The sequence below is a fragment of the Vibrio sp. Vb1337 genome, from assembly GCF_033338715.1.
In the GTDB taxonomy this organism is placed as follows: domain Bacteria; phylum Pseudomonadota; class Gammaproteobacteria; order Enterobacterales; family Vibrionaceae; genus Vibrio; species Vibrio alginolyticus.
On the sequence record NZ_JAWOTD010000005.1, the window covers coordinates 155,945 to 170,949 of the forward strand.

Annotated in this window: 11 protein-coding genes; 5 read left to right on the forward strand and 6 right to left on the reverse strand. The window is 44.1% G+C overall.

Annotation, left to right across the window (positions count from 1 at the left end):
• Nucleotides 1-7 precede the first annotated feature (7 nt).
• The 3 genes from R7E42_RS07830 to R7E42_RS07840 form a co-directional block, all read right to left on the reverse strand.
• On the reverse strand, nucleotides 8-1,261 hold the full coding sequence (locus R7E42_RS07830) for a DEAD/DEAH box helicase (protein WP_031781393.1): 1,254 nt from the start codon (nucleotides 1,259-1,261) through the stop codon (nucleotides 8-10).
• 67 nt (nucleotides 1,262-1,328) lie between these two features.
• On the reverse strand, nucleotides 1,329-1,931 hold the full coding sequence (locus R7E42_RS07835) for an ACP phosphodiesterase (protein ID WP_318072563.1): 603 nt from the start codon (nucleotides 1,929-1,931) through the stop codon (nucleotides 1,329-1,331).
• A gap of 81 nt (nucleotides 1,932-2,012) precedes the next feature.
• Entirely contained in the window at nucleotides 2,013-2,186 is a 174-nt protein-coding gene (locus R7E42_RS07840; RefSeq protein ID WP_017820948.1) for a hypothetical protein, read from the reverse strand.
• 314 nt (nucleotides 2,187-2,500) lie between these two features.
• On the opposite strand from R7E42_RS07840, the gene R7E42_RS07845 reads away from it, so the two are divergent.
• A complete protein-coding gene (locus tag R7E42_RS07845; RefSeq protein WP_005376380.1) occupies nucleotides 2,501-3,931 on the forward strand; it encodes a methyl-accepting chemotaxis protein in 1,431 nt (476 codons plus the stop codon).
• A 430-nt stretch (nucleotides 3,932-4,361) separates the two neighbouring features.
• On the opposite strand, the gene R7E42_RS07850 is transcribed toward R7E42_RS07845, so the two are convergent.
• On the reverse strand, nucleotides 4,362-5,030 hold the full coding sequence (locus R7E42_RS07850; RefSeq protein ID WP_017820949.1) for an HAD-IA family hydrolase: 669 nt from the start codon (nucleotides 5,028-5,030) through the stop codon (nucleotides 4,362-4,364).
• 194 nt (nucleotides 5,031-5,224) lie between these two features.
• A complete protein-coding gene (locus tag R7E42_RS07855) occupies nucleotides 5,225-5,734 on the reverse strand; it encodes a hypothetical protein (protein ID WP_005376378.1) in 510 nt (169 codons plus the stop codon).
• Nucleotides 5,735-5,879: 145 nt separating this feature from the next.
• On the opposite strand from R7E42_RS07855, the gene R7E42_RS07860 reads away from it, so the two are divergent.
• From R7E42_RS07860 to glgC, 4 genes are all read left to right on the forward strand, one after another.
• Entirely contained in the window at nucleotides 5,880-6,350 is a 471-nt protein-coding gene (locus R7E42_RS07860; protein WP_005397614.1) for a CreA family protein, read from the forward strand.
• 233 nt (nucleotides 6,351-6,583) lie between these two features.
• Entirely contained in the window at nucleotides 6,584-7,888 is a 1,305-nt protein-coding gene (locus R7E42_RS07865) for an inosine/guanosine kinase (protein WP_318072564.1), read from the forward strand.
• A gap of 236 nt (nucleotides 7,889-8,124) precedes the next feature.
• Entirely contained in the window at nucleotides 8,125-9,873 is a 1,749-nt protein-coding gene (locus R7E42_RS07870; protein ID WP_258481508.1) for a formate--tetrahydrofolate ligase, read from the forward strand.
• Between the two features lie 537 nt (nucleotides 9,874-10,410).
• Nucleotides 10,411-11,628, forward strand: coding sequence for a glucose-1-phosphate adenylyltransferase (gene glgC, locus R7E42_RS07875; protein WP_213871099.1), 1,218 nt, complete (start codon nucleotides 10,411-10,413; stop codon nucleotides 11,626-11,628).
• A 97-nt stretch (nucleotides 11,629-11,725) separates the two neighbouring features.
• Here the strand turns inward: glgC and R7E42_RS07880 are convergent, their stop codons facing one another.
• On the reverse strand, nucleotides 11,726-14,887 hold the full coding sequence (locus R7E42_RS07880; RefSeq protein ID WP_213871098.1) for a chitinase C-terminal domain-containing protein: 3,162 nt from the start codon (nucleotides 14,885-14,887) through the stop codon (nucleotides 11,726-11,728).
• Nucleotides 14,888-15,005: the final 118 nt, after the last annotated feature.

The following is a 15,005-nucleotide window of genomic DNA, read 5'->3' on the forward strand; positions in this document are numbered from 1 at the left end:
GCGCGGTTTAGCGAGAGCTACGTGATTTACCACGATTCTTATGAATCGCCAATTTTGCTTTTAGCTTACGCTTCTCAGATGAACGACTACGACGACGCCCATTTTGTTCAGGCTCAACTTCTTCTACAAGACTTGGTTCGAAACCTGCCAGCCATTCTTGGGGTAAGCGTTGATCAAGCAGATTCTCGATAGCTTGCAACAAGTACTCCTCATCTCTACTCATCAGAGAAACCGCCAAACCTGACTTTCCAGCTCTTCCAGTGCGGCCAATTCGATGGACATAATCTTCTGCTTTGAATGGCATATCAAAGTTCACGACTTGTTCTAGCTCTTGAATATCTAACCCTCGTGCTGCCACATCGGTTGCAATCAAAGCACGCACCTTACCTTGTTTAAATTCATCCAAAGCTCTTTGGCGGGCGCCTTGTGATTTATCGCCGTTGATAGAAACCGCTTTGATGCCATCTAACTTGAGCTCTTTCGCTAACTCATCACTGCCTTGCTTCGTTTTTGTAAATACAAGCACTTGCTGCCAATTCCGCGAGCCAATTAAGTACGCTAGCAATTCACGTTTCCGTTTTTTATCCACTGGATAAACCATTTGTGTTACCGTTTCAGCAGTCGTATTTGCTGGTGAAACTTCGACTTCAACTGGCGATTCCATGAGTTTATACGCAATAGTTTTGATTCGCTTCTCAAATGTCGCAGAGAACAATAGGATCTGTTTCTCAGCAGGCAAACGTCGGAAGATGCGCTGCAAGTCAGGCCAAAATCCCATATCTAACATACGGTCGGCTTCGTCTAACACGAGCATACCGGTTTTAGAGATGTTTACGTTACCATTAAACAGGTGATCCAAAAGGCGGCCTGGCGTGGCAATCAAAATATCAGCGCCCTCTTCTAACTTTCTCTTTTGTACGCCAATGCTTGTACCACCATAAACACACACGATGCGAAGTTCTGTTTCTGCCGAGTACTGATTCAAATTATCAAATACCTGCTGTGCAAGCTCGCGTGTTGGAACCAAAATCAATGCTTGAGGTGTGCCGTTAAGTTTCTTTTGCTGAACGGTTTGTATGATAGGTAAACCAAACGCAGCCGTTTTTCCCGTACCAGTTTGTGCAGCAGCAAGTAAGTTTTTTCCTGCAAGGACGTGTGGAATTGACTTTTCTTGCACTGGTGTTGGCGTCACGATATTTAGATTGCCTAGCGTCTCGATTAGCTTTTGTTCGATGCCTAAATCAGCAAAATTAACAGACATGTGTAACCTCATTATTTTTGGAGCGCAGAGTTTACCAGAGCCCCTAAAGCCATACTACTTTTCTATCTCATTGAGTTGAGTCATTAAGCTGTTGCTGAAAATCATACGACTGGCGCACAACATCTCGATAAAGTGACGAGAACTTCTCTTCTAATTCGGTGTAATCACTTTCAATCACTTTAAATGTTGTGGTTAAGTCTGCCATTCTAGGGCTTCTTTGCGACATCCGATGTAGTGCAAATTCTATATTGTCTAGATCTTGATAGGATTGAAGCCATCGGCCATGCCACATTCTGCTGTGGAGCACCAAAAAACGTGGCGGCAAATGTTCATGAACCTCTCGGTTTACTCGCTCGTATGCCGTTTGGACAAAGTGTTCGAGAGGCACGGAATGAAAGTCGTTCCAGTGTTTTGCGAGGCAATGATCCCAAAACATATCCAAAGCGATAGGTGCAAAACGTCTCGCAATACCAGTGAAATGAGGCTTACATTCGTTGACGATTGGATGATGGTCAGTAATACGGTCAACAAATCTATGTAATCTGATGCCATTTGAGATATCGCGATCATACAGCTTGCTTGGATCTCCTTTTACGAAGTCTCCAAGCAAGTTTCCCAATAAATGGCTGTTACTGTGATCTGCGATATGCAGGTGGGCTAGAAAGTTCATTCGACGCCAGTTTTGGCCTCTAGGGCTTGGTGTGACATGAACCTAGTATAACGTCAATTACGACGAGATGAGAGTGTTCCGCTATTCGGCTTCGTTGTCTGAGCCAACGTATTCCGACAAGATAATGCCAATTTCAAGCGCATCTAGCAGCTCTAGGCTCTCATCGTTTTGGTATTGGTCGCTCATTGTGACCTCCTTTATTTTAAGCTCTCTTGCTTTTACTTGCTGACGGCCTGGCTCTTGCCATATCCACATCAGCAACTCCTTTTTATAGTCTTTATATGACACATTCATGACAGCGAGAAGTAAAGATTTAAAAACCTATGAGCATAATCAAAAGTAAACGATTGCAATTAAGTTTCATATCCGCTTAACACTTTAGAGAAATGACTCTTTTATCAACATTCATGTCAATTTAAAGATATAACATACTGTTATAGGCGTCCTTAGATCTCATTTCTTAAACTAAATTTAGTATTCGTTACATATTTTGCTGATTAACTTCGCATATTTTGTTTCGATATAGCAATAGATTTGGTCAATATCTTTTATCTCTAATGGAGCTTTAAATGAGAGAAGTTGAGTTTAGAACGATAGACAGGCTGTTTATCAAGATGTCTATCAACGACAAAATGTGGGTTATATTCCTACTATTTTTAGTAGCCCTCACTTCAGTGGCTGGAAGCCGCTACTTCAATGAAATACAACAATTTGAGCAGCAAGCCATCTCGGCGAGCGAAGCGAAGCTTTCTGGTATCGTTGATGCTCAATCAAACCGCGCTACAGAAATTGACGGCGTATCGAAATCGAACCGCGTAAGCGAGAGTTCTTTTGTCGATGGGTCTGTGACCGCTTATGCCAAGTTGCATTCTGGAGAAGTGATTAAGCTGACTCAAAATGTGTCCACACAATACGAATCGTTAAAATCATCAGCTCTATCGTCACTATTACTCAGCTTCTTATGGGTTATTCCTTTTGCCCTATTCTCTTACTGGGTGGCAACGTTTATCGGAGGAGCTCTGTGGGTTTTATATACAACAACCGAAAAAATTGGTGACGGTGACTTAACCTCTCGTCTTGGTTTCCATCCAGGTCGAGATGAATTCGGTACCATCGGCTGTGCGCTAGACAAGTCTATGGATACCTTAAGTGAACTGGTTAATAGTGTTAAAAATAATGCAACGATGTTGAGCGAGACATCTTCTGCATTCGAAAAAGATATGCAGTTGAGTGAAACCCAGATATCTCATCAATATCAAACGCTTGATTCAGTCGCGACGGCAATGGAAGAAATGACAGCCTCTGCAAAGGAGGTATCAAGTATTTCTCAACAAGCAACGACGCAGTCAGACCAAGATGCCCAGAAGATCGAACTAAGCAGAAGCCGTGTACAAAACGTGATTGGCGAGATAGAGACGTTATCTAGCTATATTGAACAAGCCTCTACGTCAGTAACCAATTTAAACGAGAATACGACGCAGATTAATGACGTGATCACAACGATTAACGCCATTTCAGAACAAACTAATCTGTTGGCACTAAACGCAGCAATCGAAGCAGCCCGTGCTGGTGAACAAGGTCGTGGATTTGCAGTGGTTGCCGATGAAGTACGTACATTAGCAAGCAGAACTCAACAGGCAACAGTAGAGATCCAAGCCATGATTGAGAAGCTTCAAATAGAGAGTCAGAACATTGCTTCAATCACCAACCGAACCGTTCAGCAAGCTCAAACCAGCAGCCAGCTTATTGATGAAATCGGCCATGATGTTACCTCTATTGCCGAGTCAGCACGCTCATTAATGGACATGAGCATTCAGATTTCCACATCTGCTGAAGAACAAAGCGCAGTGGCTAACGATATTGCATCGGAACTTTCAGAAATTCGTAGTCAATCAAGCACAATCAGAGAAGTGGCGGAGCAATCTACCGCTGGCGTCGCTAATCTCACGCAAGCCTCCGTTTCTCTTGGTGAGATATTACAACGCTACCGCACCGCATAACGTTGTGGAACTCATGATCAACAAGGGCTCCTTAAGGAGCCCTTTTCTTTAAACCGTGTTCAACTATTACCTTCGATGTTTCCTACGACATCCAAGTGGATATTTGAAGTGAATCTCAAGTTCTCGCTGTACCGGATGAAATAATGTTCTTAAACAAAGCGTTCCGCTATGCTTGATCTTGCCAATTCCAATTTGCTGCTGGAAAACAATATGAATAATTACAAAGACACAAAAGACATAGAGAACCTGAATTGCCCACTCTGCCAAGGAGATGAATATCTCATTTCATCGGATGGCGAGAAATTCACATGCGCTGCTTGCGGATTTCATACAAAAAACTTCTCATCTATCCAATGTCTACATCAAACGCCTTACCTACAGTCTAAACTTAAGCACATCCACAGCTTGAGTCCGGTTTGCCATTAGTAGGTCAAACAGAGCAGCCACACAGCTGCTCTTTTAATTCATCTAAATGATGGATGCGAATTACACGCTCGTCATCAACAAGATTGATAGCTTCACCATTAAATAACTGTATCGTTTTTATACCGGCGTTTAGTCCCGCCTCAACTCCTTTAGGCGTGTCATCAATATAAAGACAGTCACTTGGTAAAAAGCCCATGCTCATAGCACTGTACATGATTAAATCGGGCTCAGGCTTCCAACTATTCGCATCGAATGCCGAGAACACTTTCCCTCGGAAAGCATCGAGTAAACCGGTTAACTCCAAAGCGTATTCAATTTTATCTTTAGGTCCATTAGACGCCACACAATATTCGATATTATGCGAATCCAAAAACTGAATTAATCGTTTTGCGCCATCCATCGGCTGTAAGTGACGCACAAAAAGAGACTGGACTTCTTCTCGGTATTGCGGCTCTAAAACATCAATTGGGACTTTGATATCTTTCAATTCTTTAGTATCTAAAAGGATGTCAGCGAGCTTTCCTCCTTTAAAGTGAGAAACGCACTCTTCCATCGTTAACTCAGCCCCATGCTGGTTAAATACATTGACGAGCGCTTGGCAACACAGTCTTTCGCTGTCGACCAACGTACCATCACAGTCAAATATCACGCACTTAATATTGGTAATTGCCATAGCCATCTCCAGACGTCTTAAAGGCTCAAGCCCAAGCGATTTTAAGAATGTTTGGATTAATCTTATTTGAGTTTGGGATTGTTGAAACGACGAGCTTGGCATTTCATGGAAATAGAAGGGAGCAATTACAGTTTTTCTAAGCAAGATCACCCAACGTCATCTTGCTTTACTTTTTATGCACATTGATGTGTAAGTTAGTTTTCGATAACCACTGAGTCTAACAGTTTTTGCTCGGTGCTTAGTCTTTTAGCCAGATCAGCCACAAACGAGCTTTTGTATTTTGATTCAGAAACAGCAACATCAGAGATGAGTGTATTTCCTTCGAGATGGCTAACAATAGCAGCACCAATTGGGACTCCAGATTTAAAACCAACATATAATTCAAAATCTGGCGTGAGGATAATCTGTGTCAGATATTCAATGATCATATCTTTATCATACTGCTGTTCCCAGCGCTGAGATTGCAAGATAGAGAACATAATGGTCAGTCGATGAAAATCGACCAGAAAAATATCGTCGGGGTTAAATTCAGAGTCACTTTCCAGTAGTGTGTCTTTGTCGACTACTTGATACGTTGCTTTTTCTAGCGTTTTGAAATAGACATCGCGCCCTTTCAAACTCTCTGGTGTCGGAAATTCAACTTCGACCAGATCATACAGCCATGTATTTTTACGCTCGATACTGGCTAACTGTTGTTCATTCATCTTGATACCTTCGTTTAGAGCAGTACATTAGCATGAAGCCCGCAACAAACCTAGCGCACATAGACCTTTCCGTGGCTAAATTTTGTTTTAGGTGCAAACCTCTGATAGATTTCATCAATATCTTTCCTAGTTAAGGACAAAAATAATGAAAAAGATGCTGTTAAGTGCATTGCTTGCTACTACTCTAGTTGGTTGTTCAGATAACGATGTTGCTGACGTGGGGCTCGGTTGGTTTACTTTGAAAGACATCAAAGTCGGTGAGTTGAAAGACGAGGTGGTAACAGGTGTCACATGTCACATCGCCTCTATCGAAGCGGATTTCAGCTTAGCAGATCCAAGTGATAGCTCAATATCATGTCGTCAGACTGGCGAAATCACACCGGAAATGATTGCAAAAATAGATAAGAGTAAGTCCGGTGAAATTGTATTTAAGAAGTCAAAAAGCATTTTCTTCAAAACAATGAAGGTTCGCCGTATTTATGATGCCGATAACCAAACCTTACTCTACTTGTCTTATACAACAAAAGAGACCGATGGTAGTTTTAAGCATAGCCTTTCGACAGTCCCACTTTGGGGTACCAAGGCTTACGTTGAGCCAACTGAAGTGAAAAAGTAACGCGGGTAAATTTAGTTAGCGCGGAGCAGGCTCTTTCCGGGCGCTGCTGAGCAACAAGTTTAAAAAACAACCCATTGCAATACGACAAGCGTCATAAATTGCAGCTGCTTTGGTTGCTATTTACTCAGCTCGCTGATTTTTTCAGCGAGCTGACTTCTTTGTAATAAATCGCCACGATTTTCATTTTTTTGTGATACAATCCCGCCTCTTTTTTTTCTCACTCAAGAACAAGCATGAAGTTTCCTGGTCAGCGTAAATCTAAACACTACTTCCCAACTCACGCTCGAGATCCATTAGTAAACCAAATCCGACAGGCACCTAAGCTATATCGCCCAACTATTGTTGGTGTCGGTCAAACCATTGTAGATATCGAAGCACGTGTAGATGACGCGTTTTTAGAGAAATACAACCTGAGTAAAGGACATTCGCTCGTTCTTGAAGAAAGCAAAGCAGATGCACTTTACGAAGAACTGGTTGAGCAAGGCCTGATCACACACCAATACCCAGGTGACACGATTGGCAATACTCTTCACAACTACTCAGTTTTAGCCGATAGCAAATCCGTTTTGCTCGGTGTGATGTCTAAGAACATTCAAGTCGGTTCTTTTGCTTATCGCTACCTTTGCCGTACGTCTTCACGCATGAACCTTAACCATTTACAAACGGTAGATGGCCCTATTGGTCGCTGCTACACCCTAATTTCTCAAGACGGTGAGCGTACATTTGCTATCAACGAAGGTCATATGAATCAACTACTTCCGGAAAGCATTCCTGAAGAGATCTTTGAGAAAGCATCAGCCCTGGTTGTTTCTTCTTACCTAATGCGTGGTAAAGAAGAAGATCCAATGCCTAAAGCGGTACAAAGAGCGATCGACTTTGCTAAGAAGCACGATGTCCCTGTTGTACTTACGTTAGGGACAAAGTACGTTATCGAAGGTAACGCACAGTGGTGGCAAGAATACATTCGCGAAAACATTTCTGTTGTCGCGATGAATGAAGAAGAAGGTGCGGCGCTAACAGGTGAAAAAGACCCGCTAGCTGCTGCTGATAAAGCACTTGAATGGGTTGATCTCGTACTGTGTACGGCAGGACCAAATGGTCTGTACATGGCTGGTTACACCGACGAGAAAGTAAAACGAGAAACCACACACGACATCCTTGAAAGCTCCCTCGAAGCCTTTAACCAGTACGAGTTTAGTCGTGCGATGCGTAAAGAAGACTGTCAAAACCCAATGAAGGTCTACTCTCACATCGGCCCTTACCTTGGTGGACCATTAGAGATTAAGAACACTAATGGTGCAGGTGATGCAGCCCTTTCAGCCTTACTGCATGACATGGCAGCAAACTCTTTCCACCAAAAAGAAGTGCCTAACTCAGAAAAGCACGAAGTACGATGCTTAACCTACTCCTCTCTTTCTCAGATTTGTAAATACGCAAACCGAGTAAGCTATGAAGTGTTGACGCAGCACTCTCCTCGCCTATCGCGAGCGCTTCCTGAACGAGAAGATAGCTTAGAAGAGACTTATTGGGATCGTTAAAACGACAGCTTTAAAGCTGAAAATATATCAAGGTCACCATTTGGTGGCCTTTTTGTTTTTATCTAGCACTGTAACGAGTAGATTTTGTTAGTATGTCGCACAATACGAAGCAGTAAACTCTTTACAAGCCTAACCGAAACAGTACCATCACCAAGCAGACCTTTGCCTCACAATAATACTCGTTATAACTCAGGTAGTTTTTCAACGCTACCTGTGTGCCACTTTGGGGATTCTCCATGCAGTCAGATATCGAAATTTGCCGAAACACACCACTTTCTTCTATTGATGTTATCGCGGAAAAAGTAGGACTATCACCCGAAGAGTATGACACTCACGGGAAGCACAAAGCCAAAGTCCACCCAAAATGTTTGGAACGACTCAAAGCAAATGATGACGGTAAACTTGTACTCGTCACTGCGATCACGCCGACTCCTCTTGGCGAAGGAAAAACCGTTACGACGATAGGCCTGGCGCAAGGTTTAGCAAAGCTTAATCAATCTGTTATTGCATGTATAAGGCAGCCTTCTATGGGACCTGTCTTCGGTATTAAAGGTGGCGCTGCGGGCGGCGGTTACTCTCAAGTAGCTCCAATGGAAGAGTTAAACTTACACCTTACTGGTGACATTCACGCAGTGACAGCGGCGCACAACCTTGCTTCAGCCGCTCTTGACGCTCGCTTGTTCCATGAACAACGCGAGGGTTATGATGCCTTTGAATCACGCACCGGGTTAAGAGCACTTAAAATCGACACGGCCAATATTACTTGGAAACGAGTGATGGACCATAATGATCGTGCACTACGTAAAGTCAAAATTGGCCTCAATGATGCGGGAAAAACCATCAATGGTTTCGAGCGTGATGAAGGGTTCGATATTTCAGCCGCTTCTGAGTTAATGGCTATCATTGCACTAGCCAAAGATTTAAAAGATTTACGCCAACGTATCGGGAAAATTGTCGTAGCGTACGATTTGAACGGAAACCCGGTCACCACGGAAGATCTACAAGTTGCAGGAGCAATGGCAGTAACACTAAAAGAGGCGATTGCACCAACACTGATGCAAACTCTAGAAGGTGTTCCTACGTTGATCCATGCAGGTCCATTTGCAAACATCGCCCATGGAAATTCATCCATTATCGCGGACGATATTGCGCTAAAACTATCAGGTTACACGGTAACTGAAGCCGGTTTTGGTTCGGATATGGGATTTGAGAAAGCGTGTAACATTAAAGCTGCTGCCGCCAACAAAGCTCCAGACTGTGTAGTGATTGTAGCAACATTACGCGGCCTCAAAGCGAATTCTGGACACTACGATTTACGGCCAGGTATGGCTATTCCAGATTCCATTTTTAATCCGGACCAAGCAGCATTGGAGGCTGGGTTTGAAAATTTAAAATGGCACATAAATAACGTTCATAAATACGGTTTACCTGCTGTCGTTGCCATTAACCAGTTTCCACAAGATTGTGTGAAAGAGCTTAAAGCTCTTGAAGATCTAATTCACCAATTTAATCCCGAAGTTAAAGTAGCCATCAGCACCGCTTTTTCGCAAGGCGGACAAGGCGCAACGGAACTAGCTCAACATGTTATTGATGCGTGTAACACGCCTGTAGAGTTTTGTCCGTTATACAACAAAGAGCAATCATTACTCGAAAAGCTCATGGCAGTATGTGAAGCGGGCTATGGAGCAACCAATATAGAAATGACTCCTATCGCGACTGAACAGCTCAAACATTTTGAGCAATTAGGCTTTAACAACTTAGCGGTTTGCATCGCGAAGACACCACTATCGATAACCACAGACTCCGCAGTCAAAGGCGCACCAACTGGTTTTACCGTCCCAATCCGTGAGCTGCGCTTGTGTGCGGGCGCAGGGTTCGTTTATGCATTATCTGGTACCGTGATGACGATGCCAGGCTTACCTGATAAACCCGCATTTATGAACTTAGATCTTGATGATGAAGGAAATATCGTCGGTCTCTCTTAGTGCAGTGATAACGTATCGCTATCAGTGAAGTGAACATCTTCATTGAGTGAGTGGTCTACTTACCTATCCACTCACTCTCAACAACTGTGAAAAGAGTTGTCTCAGGCCTTCTACTCTTGAATCGTTGATACAAAGCTCTCCTGCCTCACATCAACGCGCCTGTTTTAGACCTTTAGAGTTAAAACGCTAACCCTAAGCCTTGTTTAGCCATAGTTATTAAGCTAGAAAACCCTATTTATCTTCTTGTTTTGTCGCCACTTTACATTGTAAATCCATACTTGTTGACTTCTCCTTTCTACAATTTTGCGCCAATTTGATGCACGGGCTATTTAGCACTTCACTAATATGGTGCAGTTGTCTTACAGTGAAATTTTAACCTCCTTGATTTTTAAGGAGATATTCTATGGCTCGATTCTTGTAGTAGACTTTTCACTAATAAGCACATTAGCACATGCTTTTCAAAACCTCTGCGTTGCATACCACCTCCTTCAGGTTAGCACCGTTTTGATGCATGTCAGAAAAGGGAAAGGGAATACTATGGAAGACGCACTCGCCGTAATTTTAGCAGGAGGGATGGGGTCTAGACTCAGCCCACTCACCGATGACAGAACCAAGCCAGCCGTACCTTTTGGCGGAAAATATAGAATTATAGATTTCACACTAACCAATTGTTTACATTCGGGTTTACGCAAGATCCTTGTTTTAACCCAATATAAATCTCATTCACTTCAAAAACACTTACGAGACGGCTGGTCGATATTCAATCCAGAGCTAGGCGAGTACATTACTGCTGTTCCACCACAAATGCGCAAAGGTGGTGCATGGTATGAAGGAACCGCCGATGCGATTTATCACAACATGTGGTTGCTATCGCGAAATGATGCAAAGTATGTGGTTGTGTTATCCGGCGATCATATCTATAGAATGGACTACGCCGCAATGCTTGAAGAGCATAAAGAGAAAGGTGCTAAGCTCACCGTTGCCTGTATGGATGTTCCCGTAGAGGATGCTTCAGCATTCGGTGTAATGGGCACCGCAGGAAACGGGCTCGTTACTTCGTTTATAGAGAAACCTGAAACCCCTCCTACCCTTCCAGGAAGCACGACCAGAAGCCTCGTTTCTATGGGAATATATATCTTTGATATGGATGTTTTGAAAGAAGCGCTTGAAGAAGACTCAAAACTCGATTCATCAAGCCATGACTTCGGAAAAGACATCATACCTAAGCTGATTGATACGGAATCCGTTTACGCTTATCAATTCTGTGGTAGTAAAGGGCGCGTCGATAAAGATTGCTATTGGCGCGACGTAGGTACCATTGATTCCTTCTATGAAGCGAATATGGATCTACTAGAACCTGTGCCGCCAATGAATCTTTATCAGTCCAATTGGACGATTCGTACTTACGAGCCGCAGTTTCCACCAGCTCGTACTGTATCGTCGGCTACGGGTAATGAAGGTATTTTTATTAACTCCATCATTGCTACCGGTGTCATCAATTCCGGAGGCTCAGTACAGCACTCCATAATCTCCTCTAACGTACGCATTCAAGATAGTGCAACGGTAGTCGATTCCATCATTTTTGATGACGTAGAAGTTGGTGAAGGAAGTCAGTTGGTAAACTGCATAGTTGATAAACATGTTCGTATTCCGCCACATACTCAAATTGGCATCAACAAACTTGAAGATGCGAAGCGATTTAAAATCTCAGACAAAGGTATTGTCGTCATACCCGAAAGTTACCAATTCGATTAAACGACAAACTATCACAACAAAAAAGCGCACGATAATCATCGTACGCTTTTGTTTAAGTGCCTGCAAACATTAGGCTATAACAAATAATCCATAATAATTAGATGTTACATACCGTTGACCAGCTACCATCTGTACCCGGTTCAGCCGCTGTCCACCAGTTCGCTTGGTAAACCACACCGTTGTGGATGATCTTATCACCTTGGTTAGCGTGGCTTGGATTACCTGCCCAATCCGTTTGTGGCAGAGCTGGGTATGTCACTAAACCTGTCGTATCACACGTACCTGGTTCAGTGCTACCACCACCCGTGCCCGCATTGAGATCACCAATTGGTAGAGCTGGCTGTTCAAACTTAAACGCAAACTCTTTACCACCAGAAATCACTGAGTAGTTAGCCGGACCAGAGATTGGTAGGTAGTAAACCATATCAAGCTCGTAAGTGCCGCCCGCTGGCAAGTCTTTCCATGCTGGTAGAGAGAACGACACACGGTGCATTACACCATCTAAGCCACCAATGTTGTTTGCTCGAGTATGTCCAGAAGCAATCACTTTCAAACCACCACCTGATTGGTCTTTCGCGTTGTCCGGCGCAGATACTGGGATATCGAATTGGAATTCAGTACCGCCAGGGATCGCTTGACCAGTGTTGTTCGTAAACGTGATTTTCGGGTTAATTGGGTAGTTTTGGTCGCCAACTTTGAAGCCGCCAACACTAACAGTAATGTCTACTGCTTCAGTTGGTGTTGGACCAGTCGCTACTTTGTTACCGTAAGGCGTCGCAGACTTAAACTTGTCGTAGATAGCTTTGGTCATAGTGTTACCCATGTGGTATTCACCATTACCCGCCGCACAAGCTTGTTCAGTTGCATCTACTGCCGTACGACTACCATTTGCATCCAGTACGTAACAGTTGTAGTCACCTGCTAGTTCCCAGAACATGATACCGCCGATCTCTTTATCGATAACGTAATCGGCTTTCACCTCGATAGAAGCTTTATCTTCCGTAGATAGGAATACGCTCTTCTCTGCGTTCCACAACCAAGGTGCCACAGCAACGCTATCGTAATGACGAGTATAAGTACCAACAAACTTATCTGAAGGATCGTTGACTGGGTCGAGACCGTAAGCAGCTGCGTAAGAGCCCCAAATACCGTTTTCTAGGTTCTTAGCATGCCACATTGGGTTAGAACCAGCGCCCATTTCGTTTCCTTTAGGGTCGGTATCATGCCACATGTTGTCGATACCAATAGCGCCGTGACCACAGTTGTTCTTCTCACCTTCACCTGTGCCCGGTTGGCACTCTGCTTGGTTTGGTAGTGCCGCTCGGCCCCAAAGGCCATTTTCGCCACCAGTAACACCTTGCCAACCACGGGTGTAGTAAGGAACACCAATGTTGATACGACCTGCTGGCATAGAACCACGGAAGTAATGGTAAGCCCAGTCTGTGTTCAAGTAACCGATACCACCGTATGCAGCAGTACCGTATACGTTCCACTGCGCTAGCTCCGAGTCTTTACCTGTATCGAATAAAGCCGCGTTATGACCAACGTGATCATTCCAAGCCCCATGCAAGTCGTAAGACATGATGTTTACGTAGTCTAGGTACTTAGTTACATCGAAGGTTTCCATCCCACGTAGCAAGTAACCTGAAGATGGTGCTGCGATAGTCAGCATATAGTGAATGCCATCTTGTGCGGATGCCGCATCAAGTTTCTCACGCAATACTTTCATCAGCTCTTGGTAAGACGCCCATAAATACTGACGACGTGGTTCCATGAAGTCTTTGTCGTAAGGGTTACCAGCACCAGCCATTGACGTCGGGTATTCATAGTCGATATCCAGGCCATCGAACTTGTACTGACGCATCATTTCAACGGCAGAAGTTGCGAACTTCTCAATACCAGCATGATTAATAGAACCGTCCGCATTCGTCGTCATGGTGTAGAAGCCACCATCAGCTACACGATCGCCGTTCGTATCGAAGTGACCGCCCGTTTCAGCCCAACCACCAATCGAGATTAGCGTTTTAACATCATGTTTTTGCTTGTAAGTTGCTAGTGCACCAAAATGACCTTTAAAACCAAGAGCAGGATCTACCTCAACGCCTGGCCAAGTTTTACCTGTAGCAGGGTTGTTAGGATCATTAACGTCGCCAACGTTTACTTTGCCGTCAGAACCAATGCTCACAAACGCGTAGTTAATGTGAGTAAGTTGTTCCCAAGGAATGTCTTTAACAAGGTAAGTCGATTGTGGGTCGTCACCTGCTCGCCAACTGGTGAAGTAGCCGATTACACGACGTGGGTGATCAGCCCCCATTTTCTCACGGCCTTCTTCGTCATAAATAGAACAGTAAGGAACATCTACACCCGTTGTTTGATAAAGACCATCAGGACGACAATTAGATGTCACTGCGCCGCCGTTTACCGTTAACGTCGCAAGTGCAGAATCTGCTGTTGCTCCAGCATCATCGGTAGCTCTCGCATAAACACTTAATGAGCCAGCTTGTGAAGGGGTTACATCCAGCGTGTATGGCGCTGCTGTAGCAGTGCCAGCAAGTACACCTGCAACATAAAAATCAACTTTAGAAACGGTACCATCCGCATCCGTAGCATTTGCAGTCAGTGTGACGGAACCACCCAGGTCAATAGAGGTCGCAGAAAGCGCGACATCCACTGTCGGCGCTTCGTTACCAGGTTGCGCTGATGCCACAGTTAACGTCACAACACTTGCCGTACTAACGGCACCTGCATCGTCATAGGCCTTGGTAGAGAACTCGTGCTGTCCTTCAGTTGCTGTCCACGATGCAGCATACGGCGCAGACGTTGCCTGACCAACTAATACACCATCAACAAAGAACTCTACTTTGCTAACAGTCCCATCAGTATCTGCCGCATCTGCAGCTAGGTTAACAACATCACCCGCAGTCACAGAAGCCGACGCAGAAGGCGATGTCAGAGTAACCGTCGGGACTTCATTCTGAGGTGGATCAACCGGTCCAGTGCCATCACAAGCGCCAAGTGTTTCCCACTCGCCCCACTCACCAGATTGCGCTGGATTGTTGTTTTGCGTCCAGTAACGCGCTTTATAAGCATTACCTTCATGCTGAACTTGGTCGCCACCGTTATAAACTTTTGATGATTGCCAAGTTTCTAGAGGGGCACAGTCAACTGCTGCGTAGCTATTGAAGGCCATAAGACAAGAAGCGGTGAGTGTGCTTAGTGTGAACACGTTTTTCACTGCGTTGCCGTTTTTAAGGTGCATAATCGCTCTTCCTTAAGTTATTGTTAAAACAATACTAAATGCGCTAAACGAAGCGCATCTATACTTTTATTTCGACGTAAAATAACTTAAGTACAAGTTGGTGATTTCACACTATCTA